Origin of the sequence: Paraburkholderia sp. DD10, assembly GCF_049177125.1 — a bacterium.
GTDB lineage: Bacteria > Pseudomonadota > Gammaproteobacteria > Burkholderiales > Burkholderiaceae > Paraburkholderia > Paraburkholderia terricola.
In genome coordinates this window covers 1,193,658-1,213,921 of the sequence record NZ_CP185393.1, presented here as the reverse complement: position 1 = coordinate 1,213,921, position 20,264 = coordinate 1,193,658, and the positions used below count along the sequence as shown (strand labels likewise).

16 protein-coding genes are annotated in these 20,264 nt (G+C 65.5%); 13 read left to right on the top strand and 3 right to left on the bottom strand.

What is annotated here, in order from left to right; all coding sequences use genetic code 11:
- Positions 1-62: 62 nt before the first annotated feature.
- Genes ACOCG7_RS20820 through ACOCG7_RS20810 form a run of 3 tightly spaced genes read right to left on the bottom strand, consistent with a single transcriptional unit; the run spans position 63 to position 2,660 of the window.
- The gene (locus ACOCG7_RS20820) at positions 63-818 is read right to left on the bottom strand and encodes a PP2C family protein-serine/threonine phosphatase (protein WP_244744159.1); all 756 of its coding nucleotides are present in this window, start codon (positions 816-818) and stop codon (positions 63-65) included.
- A 12-nt stretch (positions 819-830) separates the two neighbouring features.
- Entirely contained in the window at positions 831-2,216 is a 1,386-nt protein-coding gene (tagH, locus tag ACOCG7_RS20815; RefSeq protein ID WP_244745012.1) for a type VI secretion system-associated FHA domain protein TagH, read from the bottom strand.
- Positions 2,217-2,267: 51 nt separating this feature from the next.
- Complete coding sequence (locus ACOCG7_RS20810) at positions 2,268-2,660, bottom strand: TssQ family T6SS-associated lipoprotein (protein ID WP_374709922.1); 393 nt, start codon at positions 2,658-2,660, stop codon at positions 2,268-2,270.
- Between the two features lie 522 nt (positions 2,661-3,182).
- Here ACOCG7_RS20810 and tssJ point away from each other — a divergent pair.
- From tssJ to tssG, 13 genes are all read left to right on the top strand, one after another.
- The gene (tssJ, locus tag ACOCG7_RS20805) at positions 3,183-3,716 is read left to right on the top strand and encodes a type VI secretion system lipoprotein TssJ (RefSeq protein WP_421380510.1); all 534 of its coding nucleotides are present in this window, start codon (positions 3,183-3,185) and stop codon (positions 3,714-3,716) included.
- The gene (gene tssK / locus ACOCG7_RS20800) at positions 3,713-5,083 is read left to right on the top strand and encodes a type VI secretion system baseplate subunit TssK (RefSeq protein ID WP_244744161.1); all 1,371 of its coding nucleotides are present in this window, start codon (positions 3,713-3,715) and stop codon (positions 5,081-5,083) included. The genes tssJ and tssK overlap by 4 nt, the downstream gene beginning before the upstream one ends.
- A 34-nt stretch (positions 5,084-5,117) precedes the next feature.
- Complete coding sequence (locus tag ACOCG7_RS20795) at positions 5,118-6,443, top strand: DotU family type VI secretion system protein (protein ID WP_244744162.1); 1,326 nt, start codon at positions 5,118-5,120, stop codon at positions 6,441-6,443.
- The gene (gene tssM / locus ACOCG7_RS20790) at positions 6,440-10,078 is read left to right on the top strand and encodes a type VI secretion system membrane subunit TssM (protein WP_244744164.1); all 3,639 of its coding nucleotides are present in this window, start codon (positions 6,440-6,442) and stop codon (positions 10,076-10,078) included. The genes ACOCG7_RS20795 and tssM overlap by 4 nt, the downstream gene beginning before the upstream one ends.
- Positions 10,060-10,770: a type VI secretion system-associated protein TagF gene (gene tagF, locus ACOCG7_RS20785; RefSeq protein WP_244744166.1), complete on the top strand. Its 711-nt coding sequence runs from the start codon at positions 10,060-10,062 to the stop codon at positions 10,768-10,770. The genes tssM and tagF overlap by 19 nt, the downstream gene beginning before the upstream one ends.
- 93 nt (positions 10,771-10,863) lie before the next feature.
- Entirely contained in the window at positions 10,864-12,966 is a 2,103-nt protein-coding gene (locus tag ACOCG7_RS20780) for a serine/threonine protein kinase (protein WP_244744167.1), read from the top strand.
- Positions 12,967-13,005: 39 nt separating this feature from the next.
- A complete protein-coding gene (gene tssA, locus ACOCG7_RS20775; RefSeq protein WP_244745017.1) occupies positions 13,006-14,067 on the top strand; it encodes a type VI secretion system protein TssA in 1,062 nt (353 codons plus the stop codon).
- A gap of 90 nt (positions 14,068-14,157) precedes the next feature.
- Complete coding sequence (tssB, locus tag ACOCG7_RS20770; RefSeq protein ID WP_244744169.1) at positions 14,158-14,721, top strand: type VI secretion system contractile sheath small subunit; 564 nt, start codon at positions 14,158-14,160, stop codon at positions 14,719-14,721.
- Entirely contained in the window at positions 14,714-16,213 is a 1,500-nt protein-coding gene (tssC, locus tag ACOCG7_RS20765) for a type VI secretion system contractile sheath large subunit (protein WP_244744170.1), read from the top strand. The genes tssB and tssC overlap by 8 nt, the downstream gene beginning before the upstream one ends.
- 31 nt (positions 16,214-16,244) lie before the next feature.
- Complete coding sequence (locus tag ACOCG7_RS20760; RefSeq protein ID WP_154873832.1) at positions 16,245-16,736, top strand: Hcp family type VI secretion system effector; 492 nt, start codon at positions 16,245-16,247, stop codon at positions 16,734-16,736.
- Positions 16,737-16,752: 16 nt separating this feature from the next.
- Positions 16,753-17,304: a type VI secretion system baseplate subunit TssE gene (gene tssE, locus ACOCG7_RS20755; RefSeq protein ID WP_154873831.1), complete on the top strand. Its 552-nt coding sequence runs from the start codon at positions 16,753-16,755 to the stop codon at positions 17,302-17,304.
- A 5-nt stretch (positions 17,305-17,309) separates the two neighbouring features.
- A complete protein-coding gene (gene tssF / locus ACOCG7_RS20750; RefSeq protein ID WP_244744172.1) occupies positions 17,310-19,175 on the top strand; it encodes a type VI secretion system baseplate subunit TssF in 1,866 nt (621 codons plus the stop codon).
- A complete protein-coding gene (gene tssG / locus ACOCG7_RS20745) occupies positions 19,139-20,248 on the top strand; it encodes a type VI secretion system baseplate subunit TssG (RefSeq protein WP_244744174.1) in 1,110 nt (369 codons plus the stop codon). Before tssF ends, tssG begins: the two co-directional genes overlap by 37 nt.
- The last annotated feature ends 16 nt before the right edge of the window (positions 20,249-20,264 follow it).

The following is a 20,264-nucleotide window of genomic DNA, read 5'->3' as shown; positions in this document are numbered from 1 at the left end:
GCGACATGCTGAAATCCTGCGGTATCCAGGACGAAGAAGCCTTGACCCGGGCATCGCCTGATCTATTCCTTGATCCGCTGCAAGGTGACGTCTTCCGGACGACCAGCCCACACTGCTAGTGCCGAGTAGTTGTCCATTGGGGCGCCGTGCGTGTGCTGGTGTGAAACAGCGTGCCGCAGCAGACTCAACCAGTCGTCCACCTTGTTGACGATTCGCAGATGCTGCTCGATGCTTGCGTCGGGCACCGCATGCCATAGACCATCCGTGCATAGTAGAAAGGCGTCGCCGTCATGTAGCGACTCAATCGGGCTGACGCAAGGTGTGATGTCGCCGTGTACGCCAAGCGCGCGATCGAGAAGATTCGGGCTGATTCCGTCGAATGGCAGGCCCGCGTCGGCCATGCGCTGCAGCAGACTGTCGTCGCGCGTTCGATGGATCAGCACGCCACGCCGGAAGTGATAAAGCCGGCTGTCGCCGAGGTGTGCCCATTGCGCGGTGCGCGCCGTGCGATCGATGAACAGCGCGACGACAGTGGCCCCCATCTTCTGGTTGCGCGCATCGCGCGCCTGTTCGGCCAGAATCGCGTCGTTCGCGTCCCTGATGCAGGCCTCGATCGCCACAGAGGTCATCGGGCGGGCGCTGCCGTACGCGAGGATATGATTCACCGCGCATTGGGCCGCAACCTCGCCGCCCGGTTCGCCGGCGATGCCGTCGCTCACCACGAAACATGCGTGCCCCTCTGCCACCACATGGCCGATGACGTCCTGGTTGCCCGAGCGGCCTCCCGTGCACGAGAACCAGGCATACGAAATATCCATGTGCCCGCCGCTTCAGCCGCGGCAGCTATTGCGGTACTGTGTGACCTCCGCGTCGTAGGCCGCAAGAAACGCACTGCCAAACACGGCGCTGAAATCGTCCTCGACGGCGAGCAGCGTGTCGCGGTGAAGCTTCATATATTCATCCCATAGCCGGGCCTTGCGCCGCATCGGCACATAACGATCGAGCCACTGCTGCATCGGGGTACGCTGCTCCAGCCGTTCCGGAGCAAAACGCCGCAGCAGTTCGGTGAGCGCCGCGCGCATGCCGGCCACCATGCCGATCTGATGTGCGTGCAGATCGTTGAAGGCGTCGCTGACCGCGCCCTGTGGTGACATGAACCCGGGAAAAGGCAGGCCGAACATCTGCCTGAGCACTGCGCCACCGTCCGGAAGCAGCTTGAGTGGATTGTTCTCACGGTCGAGCAGCATCGTCATGTCAGCTTTCACTTCGCGTTTGAGAATGCTGCGCGATGAGAGCAGCTTCACGGTACCGTTGGCGAACAGTGCAAGCAGTTGACCCGCGGTGTGGAGCTGGTCGGTCGTCCACTGGTCGCTCGCGGTGTCGAGACCCGCGCCTCGCATAAATGCCATCAGCAGAGGCTGAGCCGATGCGTCAAGGCGAGTCGCGGCATCTCCGTCACCGCTCCTGCCGGGCTGCTCGACGGCTCGCATGGTGTCCGGCGTGTCCGGTACAAGCGGGCGGGCGCGAATCGTCTGCGTCCATTCGCCTGCATGATCCGATGCCGCGCTCCGCGCGCCGGATGGGTGATCAAGGTTGCCGGGCGCCTGCGGCAACGGCGCTGCCGGTTGCGCGAGGTTGCTCGGAGACGGTTCAAAGAGGCCGTCGCCTGTGCTGTCGGCCGGACCAAACAAATCAAGCGGATCGGATGGAACGTTGCGCAATTCGTCGAACGCGACAGCGCGCTGCCCCCCATCGCCGCCACCGCGCGATGCGGAAGGCGAGGTCCGTTCGCGTGCGCCGGGCTGGGCGGCTGGGTGCGTGCCGCCGCCGAAGCGTGATTCAAGCGTATGCCAGAAATCGTCGCGGTTCTGCGATGCCGGCGCGCCGCTGGTATCCGCCTTTACATTGTCACGCTCGGCGCGCAACAGATATGTTCCGATGCGAATCGCATCGCCTGCCTTCAGCGCGTGTTCGTCCGCGCACGACAACGGTGTGCTGTTGACCTCGACCACCAGCACGCTGCTGAGATTCCTGAGCACGCAGCGCTCGCCCTCGATCTGCAGCAGCGCCTGCAGCCGCGAAATCTGCCGTGTTTCGTCAGGCAACACGAGATGATTGTCCGCATTGCGGCCAATGGTGCCGCCAGGCGGCCTGAATACTGCGGTGGTTCCGCGTTGAATGGGTTGGCCGGCGTGTTCAATAACAGTCAATTGCATGATGGACGCTTGACTCGATTGTGCAGATATCCCGGCGCATGGCACGTTGTGCTATGACGATGAAGCCGCCGCACGTTGCCGACGCGCTGCTTCGAATGCCGGGCCCCAGGTCGGATGCCCGCGTTCCGCTGCGGACAACTCGAAGCGCGGATCAATATCGAGAATCTTTCGGAATTCGGCACGGCATGACAACACCTTGCCGGTGACGCAATAGCTGAACGCCATGAGCTTGTGCGCCTCGATCTGTGTGGCGCGGTCCGACCGGTCGATTTCACTGGCATGGCTCAGTAACTGGATCGTGCGTGAGTAATCGCCGCTCGAATAAGCGCTGCGCGCGTTCTGCACGGTCTCAGTGGCCGTGCGCTGCTGCGGCGAAAAGCTCGAGCAACCCGCAAGAACAGGGATGGAGAGCGCCAATACGATAGGGACAATGCCACTGAGCATCATGGGGTCACCGTCGCAAATGGAAAATCGGGCATTATCCGAATAAGGCATTTTTTCATCAATTGCCAGATGGCAGGTAGTTTTTTCATGCAATTAAATAGAGCCACACCTGCTGAGATAACGGAAATATTCATATTGGGTGATGCGCGCGGTAGTCGCCATTTACTATATAACTCACAATTGCCATATTGCAATGATGGAAATTCATATCTTGTTGCAAGTCAATGCTTTAGCTAAATTCATGCCAGAATAATGGAATAAAAAAATATTAGAAAGACGATACAAATATCTATTTTTTAAATAATGGTAAACCAGATTTGCTATTTAGTTCGGCGGTGAATTACGCTGAATAACCGGTCTTATCTGTGCATGCACGAACGTAAAAAGTCGCGCACGGCGGAGCCATGTTCTTTCGAGCAGAGCTTCTGCTGCCGATGGGTCCGCACGTTCAAAGGACCTCCACGGATATCGGCGCGACAGCCTCTACACAGCCATGCCGTTCTGGCGAACGCGAGAGAGATGATGCAAGTGTCGATTAAACAGGCGCATTGGCCGCTCGTGAGAATCGTGCTGGCCAGCATGCTGCTAAGCAGTTGCGCGGCGGCGAACAAATCGCTGCCGATACCGTACGCGATTTCCTTTGAGGTGGCACCCGACGTGAATCCTGATGGAAATTCAAGGCCGTCGCCAATCGTTTTGCAGATATTCCGGCTCAAGTCCGCTGCAAGTTTTGATGGCGCCGATTTCTTTTCGCTTCAGAGCAAGACGCAAAGCACGCTGGCCGGCGAACTGGTGGGCGTGGACCGGCTGATTCTGCGTCCCGGCGAGTCGCGCATGGTCCGTTATGCGGGTGATCTCGATGCCCGCAATGTCGGTGTGGTCGCGGGCTATCGCACGCTCGAGCGCAATCGCTGGAAATTGATCCTGCCGCTGCCGGCTGCCAAGGAAACGAATCTGCTGAAATTCTGGCAAACCTCGCCGGGAGAAATCCGGCTCTCGATTGCCGTGAAGAACGGCGGAATGCAAATCGTCGACCAGACAGGAGCAAACCGATGAGCACGATCGATTTGCCGCCGGGTTCAGGTGCGGCGCTGCGCCACCGGGTCGTCTGGTCCGAGGGCATGTTCCTGAGACCCCAGCATTTCCAGCAGCTCGAGCGCCATTTCGAACGCTACGTTCAACTGCGCTGCCTGCCTGTTCAGGGTCTGTTCTGGGGGTTCAGCGCGCTCGACATCGACACCGAGGCGCTTGCCCAGGGCAAGGTCGTACTGCTCGCGGCATCGGGCGTGATGCCGGATGGCACGCCGTTTGATTTTGCGGACGGCGGCGACGCCCCGGCGCCGCTCGATATCCGCACCGACGTGACGAACGAGACGGTCATGCTCGCGGTGCCGACGTGGCGCGGCGACAATGCGCAGATCTCGTTCGACGAGGACAGTGTGTCGCCGCTGTCGCGTTACGTTGCCACGGAGACCGAGGTCGCCGACGTGAATACGATCGGCCTTGGTCCGGCGCTGATACAGATCGGCAAGTTGCACTTGCGGCTGATGACGCAATCCGACCTCTCGTCCGACTGGCAGGCGATGGGGGTGATGCGCATCGTCGAGCGCCGCGCGGACCGTCGCGTGATTGTCGAGCCTGGCTACATTCCGCCGATGCTCGCGGCGCAAACGAGCCCGGTGCTGGCAAGTTACATGAGTGAATTGCACCGGCTGCTCACGCAGCGCGGCGAAGCACTGGCAAGCCGCCTGACGCAGCCGGGCCGCTCCGGGGTGGGCGAAGTGGCGGATTTTCTGCTGCTCGAACTGATCAACCGCTACGTCGCCGTGACGTGGCATGCGCAGCAGCCGGTTGCGATTCATCCAGAGACGTTGTATCGCGACTGGCTGAAACTCGCGTGCGATCTCAGCACGTTCACGTCGAGCACGCACAGTCCGCAAGTACTGCCCCGTTACGACCACGACGATCTGAGCACGACGTTCGGCGATCTGATGAACGAGCTGCGCCGCTCGCTCGCGACCATGCTCGAGCAGAACGCGATCCAGATCGAGTTGAGGGATGCAGGCAACGGCGTGCGCGTGGCAATCATGTCGGATACGGAATTGATGCGCGATGCCGGATTCGTGCTGGCGGTGCACGCGGACGTGCCGGCCGACGCCTTGCGCACGCGCTTTCCCGCTCAGGTGAAGCTCGGACCCGTCGAGCGGATCCGCGATCTCGTGCAGCTTCAATTGCCGGGCATCGGCGTGCGCGCGTTGCCGGTCGCGCCGCGGCAGATTCCCTATCACGCGGGCTATGCGTACTTCGAGCTCGACAAGAGCGGCGATCTGTGGCGGCAACTCGACCGTTCAGGCGGGCTCGCGCTTCATCTTGCCGGCGAGTTTCCCGGCTTGTCGATGGCTTTCTGGGCAATCCGCGGTTGATGCGGGCGAGGCGGATGACGGACGGAAACGACTCATGAATCATTGGAATGATGCAGTTGCAGGCACGCCCGGCGGCTTCGTGCCGCCGAACCCGGGAGGCGCGCCGCCAATGTCCGACGCTGCCGGCGCGGGCATGGCTCATGGCGGGCCGCTGCCGGAGCGGGTGACGCCGAGCGGCAGCAACCCGCTCGTCGCGGCGGCCAATCCGTTATTGAGCCTCGTACCGCAGATTCGCTGGACCGTGCATCATCCGAATCCGCGCTGGCTGCGCGAGCATCTCGCATCAGAGGTCCGGCAGTTCGAAATGCGCGCGCAACGCGTGGGAATCACGCTCGACGTGATCGTTGGCGCACGCTATTGCCTGTGCACCGCGCTCGACGAGGCGGCGTCGCTGACGCCGTGGGGCGGCGGCGGCGCATGGTCGGCCGACAGCCTGCTGGTTGCCTTCCATAACGAGACCTGGGGCGGCGAGAAATTCTTCCAGGTGCTCGCGCGTCTTTCGCAACAGCCGCAGCAACATCTCGATCTGATCGAACTGCTCTACTACTGTCTCGCGCTCGGCTTCGAGGGGCGCTACCGCGTGCTCGACAACGGCCGTGCCCAGCTCGACACGCTGATGCACCGCGTCGCGCAGCTGATTCGCCAGACGCGCGGCGAGTTCGATGCGCCGCTCTCGCCGCACTGGCGCGACGAGATTCCGGCCGAACGTGCGCGCCGCCTGGCCGTGCCGGTATGGGCGTGGGCCGCCGTCGCCGGGCTGATCGGCTTCGGTGCGTTCGTCGCCTTCGATCTGACGCTCGCGCGCCGCTCCGATGAAGTGTTCACGGCGATCGACCGCGTGCGCGTGCCGCATTTGCAGCAGCAGGCTGCGGCGTCGGCCGTTCATCCCGCCGCGGCGCCGCGTCTTGCGGGGTTCCTCGATCCCGAGGTGCGGGCGGGGTTCGTCTCGGTTCGCGACGACGCTGAACGCAGTGTCGTGACGCTGCACGGAGACGGACTGTTCGAGTCGGGTTCAGCGTCGGTGATCGACCGCTATGCGGCGGTGCTCGCACGCGTGGCCGACGCGCTCGAGCATGTGCCGGGCAACGTCGTGGTCGCGGGCTACTCGGACAACGTGCCGGTCCGCAGCGCGCGTTTCGCGTCGAACTGGGATCTGTCGCAGGCGCGCGCGCAGGCGGTCGCGCAGATGCTTGCGTCGCGCATGACGCAAACCGGGCGCATCCGCGCAGAAGGGCGCGGCGAAATGGACCCGGTCGCCGCGAACGATACGCCGGCCAACCGCGCGCGCAACCGGCGCGTCGAGATAACGTTGCTGACGGCGCCTGCGCACGCAGCGTCCTCCGCGCAGGGGGCGCCATGAGTTCGTTCGCTTCATCGCCGCCGTCCCGGCCGTTCCTCGTGCGATCTTTCTGGGTGTGCGTCGGGCTCGTCGCGCTCGCCGTGCTCATCTGGGTTGCCGGACCGCTCGTTGCCTTCGGCACCTGGCGTCCGCTCGAATCGAGCGGTGCACGCGCGCTGCTGATCTGCGCGCTGTTCGCCGCCTGGGGCCTGCGCGTCGCGTACCGCCGCTGGCGCGCGGTACATCTGAACGCCCAGTTGCTCAATCAGTTGCGCGCGAGTGGGCCGGCGCCGGCCGATCAGGACGCTGATCCCGCCCATCTGACCGAACTGCACCAGCGCTTCAATGAAGCCGCGGCATTGTTGAAAAATATGCGCCTCACCTCCGGCGAGCGCACGCGAACGGGGATCGCCGGATGGATCGAACGTTTTTCGCCGCGCTATCTGTATCAATTGCCCTGGTATGTGTTTATCGGCGCGCCCGGTTCGGGCAAGACCACGGCACTGGTCAATTCTGGCTTGAGTTTTCCGCTGGCCGAGCAGTTCGGCCGTGCCGCGATTCGAGGCGTCGGCGGCACGCGGCATTGCGATTGGTGGTTCACCAACGAAGCGGTGCTGATCGACACGGCCGGGCGCTACACCACGCACGAAAGCAATCGCGCGCTGGACGAGCAGGAGTGGCGGGGCTTCGTCGGCCTGCTCAGGAAGTACCGGCCGCGCCAGCCGCTCAATGGCGCGCTGCTGACGATCAGCGTCGCGGATCTGCTCGGGGCCTCCGATGCGCAGCGCACCGAGCACGCAATGTCGCTGCGCAAACGGCTTCAGGAATTACGCGAGCAACTGGGCATTCAGTTTCCCGTCTATGTGCTGGTGACCAAAGCCGATCTGCTGGCCGGCTTCAGCGAATATTTCGCCGCGCTCGGGCGCACGCAGCGGGCTCAGGTTTGGGGCTTCACGTTCCGGCTCGACGAGACTCACAAGCCAGACTTCGATCTGCGCGCGGCGTTCGATCGCGAGTACCAGTTGCTGCACCGGCGCCTGAACGACGCACTGCCTGAGTTGCTGGCGGCTGAATCCGACGTGCGCCAACGTGAGCTGATCTATTCGTTGCCGCAGCAGTTCGCGTTGCTGCAGGACGTGCTCGGCCAACTGATCGGCGAAGTATTCTCGCGGTCGAAGTTCGACTCGCTTCCGCTGTTGCGCGGCGTCTATCTGACGAGCGGGACCCAGGAAGGCACGGTGTTCGATCGCGTGATGGGTGGCATCAAGCGGTTTCTGCAGATCGAGGGCGTGCCGCCCGCCACCCACAGCGGGGCGAACGGGCGCAGCTTTTTCCTCAAAGACCTGCTGCAGGCGCTGATCTTCAGCGAGACCTCGCTCGCCGGCATGAACTTGCGGTGGCACAGGCGGCAACGCGTGCTGACCATCGCGGGCTATGGGGCGGCGGCCGTGTTGCTGTGCGCAGCGCTTGCGCTGTGGATACGCAGCTACGCGAACAACAGCGATTATCTCCAGCAGATGAGTGAGCGCGTGAGCGTGCTCGACAGGCAGTTGCAGCGCACGTCGATTACCGACGCCGCCGGCATGGGGCAGGTGCTGCCGGTGCTCGACGAACTGAGAGGATTGGCGCGCACCGGTCGTGTCGATCCCGCATCGCCGCCGCTTGCGTATCGCTGGGGGCTGTTTCAGGGCGACAAGACGCAGGCGGCAGCGAGCGGCGTCTATCACCGCGCGCTTGACGAACTGTTGCTGCCGCTCGCGGCGCGGCGTCTCGAACAGACGTTGCGCGACGCGCGCCAGGACGATCCCGCGTTCGCCTATGCAGCGCTCAAGGCTTATCTGATGCTTTACGACAGCACGCACTATGACCCCGCCTTCGTGCAGGCCGTGCTCGACCTCGAATTCGAGCGCGCGTTGCCGCGGCCGCTGACCGCCGCGCAACGCGCGGCGTTGAGCGCTCATCTGGCCAGCCTGTTCGCGGACCGCGTCGTGCTGTCGCCGTTCGCGATGGACGAGCGGCTCGTCGCCGATACGCGCGACAGGTTGCAGCGGCTCACCTTCGCGCAACGGCTCTATGCGCAACTCACGCACACGCTGCGCACCAGCACCGCGTCCTATGGCTTCGACGTCGCGCACGCCGCCGGCCCGTCGGCCGCGCTGGTGTTCCGGCGGGCGAGCGGCCAGAGCCTGAATGACGGGCTGCCCGGGCTGTACACGTATCGAGGCTACTGGGACGTTTTCGACAAGCGGCTGGACGATTCGATCGATGCGTTCGCGGCGGAAGAAAAGTGGGTGCTCAATCTGAAAGAATCCGAAGTGCCGAATCGCGCCGCGCAGGAGTCGTGGTCACGCGATATCCGCTCGCTGTATTTGAACGACTACGTGCGCGTGTGGGACGCGTACCTGGGCGACATCCGCCTGCAAACCGGCGATTCGCTGGGGCAGAGCATTCAGGCCGCGCGGGTGCTGTCGGCGCCGGATTCGCCGCTGACACGGCTCATCGATGCAGCCGCGCGCCAGACCGCGCTGACCCGCAGCGACACGGGCACGGCCGGCGCAGGACTCGCGGACCGTGCGCAGGACAAGGTGGAGAGTGCGCGCCACGCGCTGGCTGGAATCTTTGCCGACGCGCCCGCGAGTGATGGCGCGCCGGTGTCCGCCGACAAGCCGGAGGCCGTGGTCGACAACCACTTTGCCGGTTTGCGGCAGTTCGCGCGAGGAACCGAGCGCCAGGACTCCGCGCCCATCGACGCCGCGCTGAAACTGGTCGACGAGCTTTACACGTACCTGAGCGCGACCGACTCCGCGTTGCGCAGCGGCGGGATGCCGCCACCGTCCGATGTGCCGGACAAGGTGCGCGCACAGGCTGGCCGCATGCCGGCGCCGTTCAGGCAGATGCTCGGCGACCTGGCCGATGCCGCGAACGGCAGCGTGGCGTCGCTCGCGCAGCGCAATATCGCGCGCAGCGCGTCGGCCGACATCGGGGACTTCTGCCGTCAGGCGATCGCGGGGCGCTATCCGTTTGCCCACGGCTCGTCGCGCGACGTCGCGCTTGGCGACTTCGCGCAGCTATTCGCGCCGTCCGGATTGATGGACGACTTCTTCCGCAAGAACCTGCAGGGTCGCGTCGACACGGCGACTCGCCCCTGGCGTTTCAATACGGCGCCGGGCAATGGCAATGCAGAGGGCAATGCGGCGCCGTTCCTCGCGTCGTTCGAGAAGGCCGCCGTGATCCGCGATGTGTTCTTTGCAGGAGGCGGGCGCGATCCCGGTGTGAAGGTGCAGGTCAAGCCGCTGGACATGGACCCGGCGATATCCGAGTGGGCGCTCGATGTCGGCGGCCAGATCGTGCGCTACGCGCACGGTCCGCAAGCGCCGGTCACCGTGCAATGGCCCGCATCGGGCGGCAGCAATCAGGTTCGGCTGCAGGTCGTCGCGCAATCGGGCGCGACCGACGGATGGGTCGCGGATGGGCCCTGGGCGCTGTATCGCCTGTTCGATCATGCGCGGCTCGAACGGGGCCACGCACCTGAGGAACTGATCGCCAGCTTTGCGGTGGACGGCAAGCAGTTCAAGGTCGAGCTCACCGCGGATTCCGTGCACAACCCGTTCCGTTTGGGACAAATGGAGTCGTTCACATGTCCGGGCAAGTCATGAGGATCGCAGAGGCGAACGGCCACGTGTCGTGGCCCGGCTGGTACGGCAAGGTGCCCGGGGCGGGCGACTTCGTCAACCGGGGGGTGTCCGCGGGGCTCGCCGCATGGTGGGACCGCTGGATTCAGCAGGGGATGGATACGCTTCGGCAGGGCGCGCCGGACGGACTGAGCCGCCATTTCGCGATTGCGCCAGTGTGGAATTTCGTGATCCCGGCGGGCGCCGGCGCCGACTGTGTTCAGCTCGGCAGCCTCGCGCCGAGTTGTGACCGCGTCGGCCGCTATTACCCGGTTATCGCGACGCTTGCTCTCGACGCGGCCGGCTATTCGAGCCACACGACCGCGTCGGCCGGCGGTTTTTTCCGCCAGGTCGGGGCGGCGCTGCTCGACGCCGTGCGTGATGCGCATGGGCCCGAGCAACTGGATCTGGCGTTGGGCCGCGTACGGCTTCCGCGCGACACAGGGGTCTTCGTGGAACGGGATGGCGGGGTGCAGGCAGATGGCGTGGTACGCACGGCTGAACACGCGGCGGCCTGGCCCAATCTGGCCGAATACTTCGACCCCCACGGGATGACGAGCTTCTGGTGGACCTATCAGGCAGACGATGTGCTGCCGAAAACGCACGCGCATACCGGCAGCTTCGATGCGCGGCTGTTTCAGACGCTTTTCGGCGTGCCGTCGCGCGATGCGTATTGACGCGGCGGCGACGCCTGGCGGCATGCCCGCATGCCAGCCCGAAGCGGTATTGATGAGAGGTCGTGGATGATGGACCCGTTGTTTAAAGAACGCATGACGGCTGCTTCCGGTGAAGCGCAGGCAGGCGGATCACGGCCGCTGCCGATCGGGCACCGGCTGGGCGAATTCGAACTGGACTCGGTGCTGGGGATCGGCGGTTTCGGCATCGTCTACCGGGCGTTCGATCGCACGCTGCAGCGTGCGGTCGCCGTCAAGGAATACATGCCCTCGCTGCTCGCGCGGCGCGGCGGCGATTTCACCGTATGCCTGCGCGCGGACCGCTTTGCCCAGGCATTCGATTCGGGGCGTGCCGCCTTCCTGAATGAAGCGCGGCTGCTCGCGCAATTCGATCATCCCGATCTCGTGAAGGTGCTGCAGTTCTGGCAAAGCCATGGCACCGCGTACATGGTGATGCCGTTTTACGAGGGACAGACGTTGAAGCAGCGCGCGTCGACGCATGCGTCGATGAGCGAAGCGGAGCTGATGAGCCTGCTTGCCGCATTGCTCGGCGCGCTCGACACGCTGCATCGCGCGCAATGCTTTCACCGTGACATTTCGCTCGACAATGTGCTGATCAGATCCGACGGAAAACCCGTGCTGCTCGACTTCGGCGCGGCGCGCAAGTCGATCGGCGACGCCGTCGACGAAACGTCGGTGATGCTCAAGCCCGGCTATGCGCCGATCGAGCAGTACACGGACGACCCCGCATTCGTGCAGGGGCCGTGGACCGACATCTATTCGCTCGGCGCGCTGGTGCACGCGATGATCGTCGGCGAGCCGCCGGCCGCCGCGGTCGTGCGCAGCATCCAGGATACCTGGCAGCCGCTGGCGTCGCGTGAATTTTCCGGCCGCGAACGATATAGCCGAACCTTTCTGGCGGCGATCGACCATGCATTACAGCTGCGCATCGCCGACCGGCCGGACTCCGCGGCCGCGTTCGCACAGTTGCTTGGACTGCGCGAAGCGGGTGCGGGGATGTATACCGTGGGCGATCGCTCGCAAGACGCGGGTGCGGTCGCGGCGATGCCGGACGGCATGCAACGGAACACGGCGGCCGGCGCTGCGACAGCCGCGGCGCAATCCGCCGTGCAAGCCGACGAACCTCAGCCGGGCGTCGATGATTTGCCGGGCATCCCGCAGCCGTCTTCCGCGGACGAATCGTCACGTTCGTCAGACACGCCTCATGCTGGCGACAAAGGCGAGAGCGGCGCGGTGATCGAGGGCGCGACGGGGCTCCTCGACGAAGGACCGGGCAGCGAAGCGAGCGTCATCGGCGAAACACCCGAGGTTCCGCGGAGCCGGCCGGCTGCCGATGCGCAACCGGATGATCATCGACGCGGCGTTCACGACACCCACGCAGACACCCCCGCAGACACCCCCGCAGACACCCCCGCGGACACCCCCGCCGGCAGCGAGCCGCTCGCCGATGTGCCTGGCCGCAGCGTCGACGCGCGGCGGCGCCCGATTCCGGGCGTCGCGCAGCTTGCCGGCGCGTTACATACGCTTGTCGCCGCATCGCGAGGATGGGCGTCCGCGCGCACGCGGCGCGCGGACGGCCGCCGTCCCTATGTGATCGCGGGTGCGCTGACCCTGATCGTCGCGGCATGCGTCGGCACATTCGAATTGCTGCAATTCGCCATTCGAGCCCCGGAACGACCCTCGGCCGCGACGACGAGGCCCGAGACTCACGCACCTGTCGTGATCGTCCCACGCGAGCCGCCGCCGCTCCCTGCGCAGGCCGCTCCGGCCGCACCGCCGCGCACCGCGCAAGCGTCCGGCGCGAACGGGGCCGCGCCTCGCGAGCCGGCTGAACAGGCGAATGCGGCTGCCGCGCCCGGCACGGTTGCGTCGGCGCCTGACTCGATCGCTGACGGCACGCAGCCGGCCTCCGTTACCGGCGCGTCGGGGGAGGGTATTGCCGCCGATGAAGATCGCAAGATGACAAAGCCCGTGCCGGTCCGGTTCCAGGTCTATCCGTGGGGCGAAGTCTATGTCGGCGGTGTCAAGCGCGGCGTCAGCCCACCACTGAAGACGCTCGCGCTTGCGCCCGGCACCTACGACATCGAGATTCGCAATGGCCAGTTGCCGCCGATGCGGCGCACGGTCCGGCTCGATGCCGGCGGCGGACCGGTCAGCATCAGCTACAGGTTCGAATGACCGGCGCTACCACCTTGCGCGTGGCGCACGCGCCTTGCACTGGAAATCACCGACATGATTGAACGCTTTCTTGCCCCCGTCGATCCGAACTCCCGATGCGGGCCCAATCTGGAGTACGACGCCGAATTTCTGCGGCTGCAACAGGCCGCGGCGGGCCGGCCCGAGCAGCAGTACGGCGCGACGCTCATCGCGGCCGAGGCGCCGGATTGGGCCGAAGTCGAACGTCTCGCCAAGTCGCTACTCGCGCGCACGAAAGATCTGCGCATCGTGCCGCCGCTGGTGCGCGCGTGGCTCGACTCTCGCGGTCTCGAAGGTTATGCGGACGGAATGGCGCTCGTGCGGACATGGCTCGACGATGACTGGGACGAACTGCATCCGATGCTGACCGTCGACGGCGAGACCGACCCGGCGCCGCGCATGAACGCGCTCGCCGAGCTCGTCGGCGCCCATGCGTGTGCCGGGGCCGCGCGCGAGCAGTTGCTCGTCGGCACGCTCAGGGTGCGCGAGGTTGCCGACGTGCTCGACGGCCGCGTGTCCGATGCGGGCCAGTATCCAGGCGGGCCCGAGCGCCTGAAGCGCGAACTGGCGCGATTGCGGGACGAAGGCGGGCGCGAGTGGCTTGCCGCGCATGCGGTGCTCGATGGACTCGAGGCGATTCGAACCATCGTGACGGCCCGGCTCGGCTCGTCATGGATGCCCGAGCCGAGCCGTTGCGAACTGGCGCTGCGGCGCATATGCGACGAACTCGGCGAGCCGCCGGCGGCCGACGCGCCTGACGCCGGCGCCGCGCAACGCGAGGCGGCCGCGCACGGCGACGCCGCTGCCGGCCAGGCTGAGCGCACCGGGCGCGGCAATGACCCTCGCGCCGTGCTGCCGCACACATGGCGTGACGCCGATTTCACCAACCGGGCCGACGTCGGGCTCGCGCTCGACAAGATGTGCCGCTATTTCGAGAACCACGAACCGAGCCATCCGGCGCCGCTGCTGCTGCGCCGCGTGCAGCGTCTCCTGACGCTCGATTTCTACGAGATCGTCAGGGACATTGCGCCGGAAAGTCTGCAACAGGTCGAGCTGTTGAGCGGACGTCGCACGGAGGCGTAGTGCGAGGCGTGCGATGCCGGCGAATGGCCGCATGCCGCTTACCGTTGAACCAGGATTAGCGCACATCGGGTGCGCGGGGAGTACGAGCGAATGTCACGTCAGAAACTTTCATCCAGCGGACAGAAACAGATTGCGCGCAATCGCGCGCCTCGGGTCCAGATCGAATACGACGTCGAACTCTACGGTGCGCAGCAGAAGGTGCAACTGCCGTTCGTGATGGGCGTGCTGGCCGATCTGGCCGGACATCGGGCCACGCCGCTGCCCGACCTCGCCGAGCGCAAGTTCATGGAGATCGACGTCGACAGCTTCGACGAGCGCATGAAGGCGGTCGCCCCGGCGCTGTCGCTCGAGGTGGACAACACGTTGACCGGCGACGGGAGGCTGAAGGTCGACGTCGCGTTTCAAAGCATGGACGACTTCGCGCCGGCGGCGCTCGCGCGTCACGTCGAACCGCTGCGGCGGCTGCTCGAGGCACGCACCGAGCTCGCGAACCTGCTGTCGTATATCGACGGCAAGCGCGGCGCGGAGCAACTGATCGCGCGGGCGCTCGCGAATCCCGCGTTGCTCGCGGCCCTTGCCGGAAGGGGGGCGAGCGACGGGACGGCGCAGGCCGGGGAGGCCCCGCGTCTTGAAGGAGGAGAAGATCATGAATAGGAGTGCACCGACGCTGACGCAAGTGGTTGAGGCGACGCTGACGGACGAGCGGTTTTCCGCGCTGCTCGACGCGGAAGTCAAACCGAAGACCGATCAGGCGCGCGTCGCGGTGCGGCATGCGGTGCGCACGCTGGCCCATCAAGCGCTCGAGAATACGGCCATGCTGTCGTCCGATGCCTATGACGCGATCGCGCAGTTGATCGGCGAAGTGGACCGGAAGCTGACTGAGCAGATCAATCAGATCCTGCATCACCCGGAATTTCAGCAGCTCGAGGGCGCCTGGCGTGGCCTGCAATATCTGGTGAATCACACCGAAACCGACGAGCTGCTGAAAATCCGCGTGCTGCCGGCGAGCAAACGCGAAGTCGCGCGCATGCTCAAGCGCCACAAGGGCGTCGCATGGGACCAGAGTCCGCTGTTCAAGAAGGTTTATGAAAACGAGTACGGACAGTTGGGCGGCGAGCCGTTCGGCTGTCTGATCGGCGACTACCATTTCGACCATTCACCGCCCGATGTCGAGATGCTGGGCGAGCTCGCGAAAATCTCCGCAGCGGCGCATGCGCCCTTCATCGGCGGGGTGTCGCCCGCGCTGATGCAGATGGAGTCGTGGCAGCAGCTATCGGATCCGCGCGACCTGACGAAGATCTTCCAGAACACCGAGTACGCCGCATGGCGCAGTTTGCGCGAGTCGGAGGATGCGCGCTATCTCGGCCTCGCGATGCCGCGCTTTCTTGCACGCCTGCCGTATGGCGCGCGCACCGATCCGGTCGACGAATTCGACTTTGAGGAGGAAACCGACGGCGCGCGCCATGACCGCTATACGTGGGCCAATGCCGCCTACGCGATGGCCGCGAACATCAACCGTTCGTTCAAGCTCTACGGCTGGTGCTCGTCGATTCGCGGTGTCGAGTCGGGAGGTGTCGTCGAGAATCTGCCGTGCCACACGTTTCCCACCGACGACGGCGGCATCGACATGAAATGCCCGACCGAGATCGCGATCAGCGACCGGCGCGAAGCCGAGCTCGCGAAAAACGGACTGATGCCGCTCGTGCATCGCAAGAACTCCGACGTTGCCGCATTCATCGGCGCGCAGTCGCTGCTGAACAGCCCCGAATATCACGATGCCGACGCGTCGGCCAACGCGCGCCTGTCTGGCCGGCTGCCGTACCTGTTCGCATGCTGCCGCTTCGCGCACTACCTGAAGTGCATCGTGCGCGACAAGATCGGTTCGTTTCATGAGCGCAGCGACATGGAGCGATGGATGAACGACTGGATCATGAACTACGTCGACGGCGACCCCGGGAATTCATCGCAGGAGACCAAGGCGCGCAAGCCGCTCGCGGCTGCCCAGGTCGTCGTCGAGGAGGTCGAGGACAACCCCGGCTACTACGCGGCGAAGTTCTTCCTGCGTCCGCACTATCAGCTCGAAGGGCTGACGGTGTCGTTACGGCTCGTGGCAAAGCTGCCGTCGGTCAAGACGGTGGACCGGTGATGCGTGGCGCTCATTTCAATCGGAGGCTGTAATGGCGGTGGCAATGTTCATGAAGGTGGACGGCACGACAGGCGAGTCGGCCGACGAGCAGCATCAGGGATGGACCGACATCCAGTCGTTCTCGTGGGGCGCGAGCCAGCCCGCGGCGATGGCGGTGGGCGGCGGCGGCGGTACCGGCAAGGCCAGCTTCAACGATCTGGCCGTGACCGCGTACATGGACAAGGCGGCGCCGGCGATCATCAAATGCTGCGCGAGCGGCAAGCATCTCGACAAGGTCGAGATTTCCTCGTGCAAGACCGGTGGCACGCAGATCGAGTTCTCACGGGTGACGCTCGAAGAAGTGCTCGTCACCGCCGCGCAGGTTGCCGGCACCGATCCGGCTGACGCGGCGGACCGGCTGCTGATGAGCTATGCGTTTCAGGCCGCGCGTGTCAAGAAGCAGTACTGGGAGCAGAACGCGAACGGCGGCAAGGGGGCCGAGGTGACGATGGGGTGGGACATCAAGAAGAACAAGGAGATGTAGCCGGGAGGCCGCGACGATGCCGGAAACCGATGCTCAACCGAAGGACCGGCCGCCCGGCGCGCGGCGGCATGGCGCGCGTGACCGGCTGCAGCCCGCGCTGCTCGACCGGCTCACCGACGCGGCGCCCCGCGATCGCGCGGAAGCTTTGCCGGCGCACTGGATCGACGAGCGCAAGCTGCGCGCCGCGGTGCTGCGCGATCTGGGCTGGCTGTTCAATACCGCGAACCTGCAGGATGGGATCGATCCGGCGGCCCATCCTGAAGTGGTGCGCTCGGTTGTCAACTACGGGGTTCCGCCGCTTGCCGGCCTGCAGATGTCCGGTATCGACCACGCCGCACTCGAGCGCTGGATCCGCGATGCGCTCGTGCAGTTCGAGCCGAGGTTTTGCGCCGACAGCATCGACGTGCGTTGCGTGACGGATCCACGCGGTGCCAACCACCAGAACAGGCTGACGCTGGAGATCCACGCGAGGCTGTGGTCGGTGCCGTATCCACTCGAGATTCTGCTGCTGTCCGATCTCGATCTCGAATCGGGTGTCGTGTCGGTCACGGAACGCACGGGGGTATAGCGCCGATGGACGAGCGATTTCTCGACTACTACAACCGGGAACTGACCTATCTGCGGCAGCTCGGGGCCGAATTCGCGCAGCAGTTTCCGAAGATCGCCGGCCGCCTCGGGATGCACGGTGTCGACGTTGCCGATCCCTACGTCGAACGGCTGCTCGAAGGATTCTGCTTCCTGACCGCGCGCGTGCAGATGAAGATGGATGCGGAGTTTCCGCGCTTTTCGCAGCGTCTGCTCGATGTCGTCTATCCGAACGCGCTCGCGCCGATGCCGGCGATGGCGATCGTGCAGATGACACCGGATCAGAACGAAGGCAGTCTCGTGCGAGGCTTCGCCGTGCCGGCCGGCACCGCGCTGCAGGCGAAGGTCGCGAGCGGCGAGGTGACGCCATGCGAATTCCGCACCGCGCATGATCTCGTGTTGTGGCCGCTCGCGATTTCCCAGGTGCGGATGACCGGGGTTCCTGTCGATCTGCCGTCCGGCGCGCTCAGACACGGCGCGCGCGCCGCGCTGCGCATCCGGATCGAGGTGACGGCCGGTGCGCTGGCGAACCAGTTGCCGCTGGATCAGTTGACCTTCTATCTTTCGGGCCCCGAGTCTCAGGCTGCGCGGCTTATCGAACTGGTCACCGCTCACGTGGCCGGCGTCGTCGTTCATGCACCGGGCGATGCCGCGCGCAACGCCGGCGTGCTCGACGCGGATGCGATCGCGCACGAGGGATTCCATCCGTCGCAGGCAATGCTGCCGAACGACGGCCGGATGTTCGAAGGCTACCGGCTCCTCCAGGAATACTTCGCGTTCCCCGCGCGCTATCTGTTTTTCAGCGTAAGCGGCTTGCGGCGCGCACTCGCGCAATGCGGCGGCAACGCATTCGAGTTGACGCTGCTGCTCGACCGGGATGACGCGGCGCTCGCATCCGAGGTCGACACGCGTCATCTGGCGTTGAACTGCACGCCGGCGGTCAATCTGTTTCCGAGGCGCACGGACCGCATTCCGGTGACGCCGCGCACCCACGAATATCATCTGGTCGTCGACCGCGTGCGGCCGCTCGATCACGAGGTGTATGCGGTGACACGCGTCACGGGCCATCGCATCGGCGACGCGGGCGATTGCGACTTCCATCCGTTCTATGCATCGAACGGCGTCGACAGTGGCGGGTCAGGTGCGTACTACTCGATCCGGCGCGAGGGACGGGTTGCATCCGCGCAGATGCGGGCCAACGGCGCGCGCACCAGCTATCCCGGCACGGAAGTGTTCGTCTCGCTAGTCGACCGGCAGCAGGCTCCGTTCGACGAACGCGTGCGGCAGCTTTCCGCCGACACCCTGTGTACGAACCGGGATCTGCCGCTCCTGCTGCCGCGCGGCGCGGCGAGCGATTTCACGCCGAAGATTTCCGCGCCGCTCGAGCACATCAAGGTGCTGCGCGGCCCCTCGCGCCCGCGGCCGCCGCTCGCGCAGGACGCGGCGGCGTGGCGGCTCATCAGTCACCTCGGCCTGAACTACCAGCCGTTGACCGATATCGACGATGAAGCCGGTGCGCGCGCGCTGCGCGAACTGCTGGGACTGTATGCGCAACAAGGAGATGCGGCGACGCGCAAGCAGACCGGGGCGCTTCAGCGGCTCGCTTGCGAACCGGTTTATCGCCGGCTGCCGGAGTGCGGCCCCATCGTGTTTGGCCGCGGAGTGCGCGTGACGCTGACCGTCGACGAGCAGGCATTCGCCGGCGACAGTCCGTATCTGCTCGGTGCGGTGCTCGAACAGTTTTTTGCCCGGCATGCGTCGATCAACGCGTTCACCGAGTTCGCGTTGCATTCGGTTCAGCGTGGCGAGCTCGCGCAATGGCCCGCACGTGTCGGGCGGAGGCCGGCAATATGACGCACCGCGATCCACCGGCGAGCGCCGCGGCACGATACGACGCGTATTTGACGCGCTTGAGCGCCGCGCCGGAGGAACACGACCTGTTCAATGCACTACGCTGGCTCGACGCATTGTCCCAGCACGCGGCGCCGCTCGGACGGGCCGCGCAGCCGCGCGACGAGCCGCTGCGGCTTGGCCAGGAGCCGTCGCTTGCGTTCGCGGCGTCGATGATCGCTGCCGTGCGCGACGCGGGCGCCGTGCCGCGCGTGACGATTCACGGCTTCGGACTGTTCGGGCCGAACGGGCCGCTGCCGCATCATCTGACCGAGTACGCCCACGAACGGGCGAATGCGTTCGACGATCGCACGATGTCCGCTTTCGCCGACTGGTTTCATCACCGGCTGATCCTGCTGTTCTATCGCGCGTGGGCCGATGCGCAGCCCGTGGCCGGGCATGACCGGCCGGGGCGATCGCGCTTCGACCAGTATGTCGCGAGTCTGATCGGACGCGCGGTCGATTCCGTTGAGACCCGCGGCCACGCGCACGCGCAGTATTTTCACGCGGGCCACTGGGTACGGCAGACGCGCAATCCCGAGGGTCTCGTCCAGATTCTGCGGCGCGAGTTTGGCGTGCCGGTGCGCATCGTCGAACACGTCGTGCATTGGACGCCGATCAGCGCACCGCTGCGCACGACGCTGCACGCGACGGCGCCCACGCTACGCCTCGGCGGTGGCGCCGTGCTCGGCCGCGCGGTACGCGGCGCTCAGTCACGCTTTCGGATCGTGCTCGGGCCCATGCCGCTCGGTACGTATCGCACATTCCTGCCCGGCGGCACGAACGCGGCGAGCCTCGCGCACTGGGTTCGCGAATACATTGGCGCGGAGTTCGCATGGGAACTGCAACTGGAGCTCGCGCCCGATCAGGTGCCTGCGCTGATGCTGGGCCGCGAGGAGGGGCTCGGACGTAGCACCTGGCTCGGCACGCGCTGCAGCGGCGCACCGGCGGGCGACGTCGTCATCGATCACGCCACGATCCGGCCGGCGCCGCGCGATGCGAAGGATTGCGCGGCGTCGGCGGGCAGCCTCGATTGAACCTGGAGACGCATCC

Bases quoted from the DNA above. Each gene is read 5' to 3' on its own strand.
- ACOCG7_RS20820 (WP_244744159.1), bottom strand. From the start codon at position 818: ATGGATATTTCGTATGCCTGGTTCTCGTGCACGGGAGGCCGCTCGGGC.
- tagH (WP_244745012.1), bottom strand. From the start codon at position 2,216: ATGCAATTGACTGTTATTGAACACGCCGGCCAACCCATTCAACGCGGA.
- ACOCG7_RS20810 (WP_374709922.1), bottom strand. From the start codon at position 2,660: ATGCTCAGTGGCATTGTCCCTATCGTATTGGCGCTCTCCATCCCTGTT.
- tssJ (WP_421380510.1), top strand. From the start codon at position 3,183: ATGCAAGTGTCGATTAAACAGGCGCATTGGCCGCTCGTGAGAATCGTG.
- tssK (WP_244744161.1), top strand. From the start codon at position 3,713: ATGAGCACGATCGATTTGCCGCCGGGTTCAGGTGCGGCGCTGCGCCAC.
- ACOCG7_RS20795 (WP_244744162.1), top strand. From the start codon at position 5,118: ATGAATCATTGGAATGATGCAGTTGCAGGCACGCCCGGCGGCTTCGTG.
- tssM (WP_244744164.1), top strand. From the start codon at position 6,440: ATGAGTTCGTTCGCTTCATCGCCGCCGTCCCGGCCGTTCCTCGTGCGA.
- tagF (WP_244744166.1), top strand. From the start codon at position 10,060: ATGTCCGGGCAAGTCATGAGGATCGCAGAGGCGAACGGCCACGTGTCG.
- ACOCG7_RS20780 (WP_244744167.1), top strand. From the start codon at position 10,864: ATGACGGCTGCTTCCGGTGAAGCGCAGGCAGGCGGATCACGGCCGCTG.
- tssB (WP_244744169.1), top strand. From the start codon at position 14,158: ATGTCACGTCAGAAACTTTCATCCAGCGGACAGAAACAGATTGCGCGC.
- tssC (WP_244744170.1), top strand. From the start codon at position 14,714: ATGAATAGGAGTGCACCGACGCTGACGCAAGTGGTTGAGGCGACGCTG.
- ACOCG7_RS20760 (WP_154873832.1), top strand. From the start codon at position 16,245: ATGGCGGTGGCAATGTTCATGAAGGTGGACGGCACGACAGGCGAGTCG.
- tssE (WP_154873831.1), top strand. From the start codon at position 16,753: ATGCCGGAAACCGATGCTCAACCGAAGGACCGGCCGCCCGGCGCGCGG.
- tssF (WP_244744172.1), top strand. From the start codon at position 17,310: ATGGACGAGCGATTTCTCGACTACTACAACCGGGAACTGACCTATCTG.
- tssG (WP_244744174.1), top strand. From the start codon at position 19,139: ATGGCCCGCACGTGTCGGGCGGAGGCCGGCAATATGACGCACCGCGAT.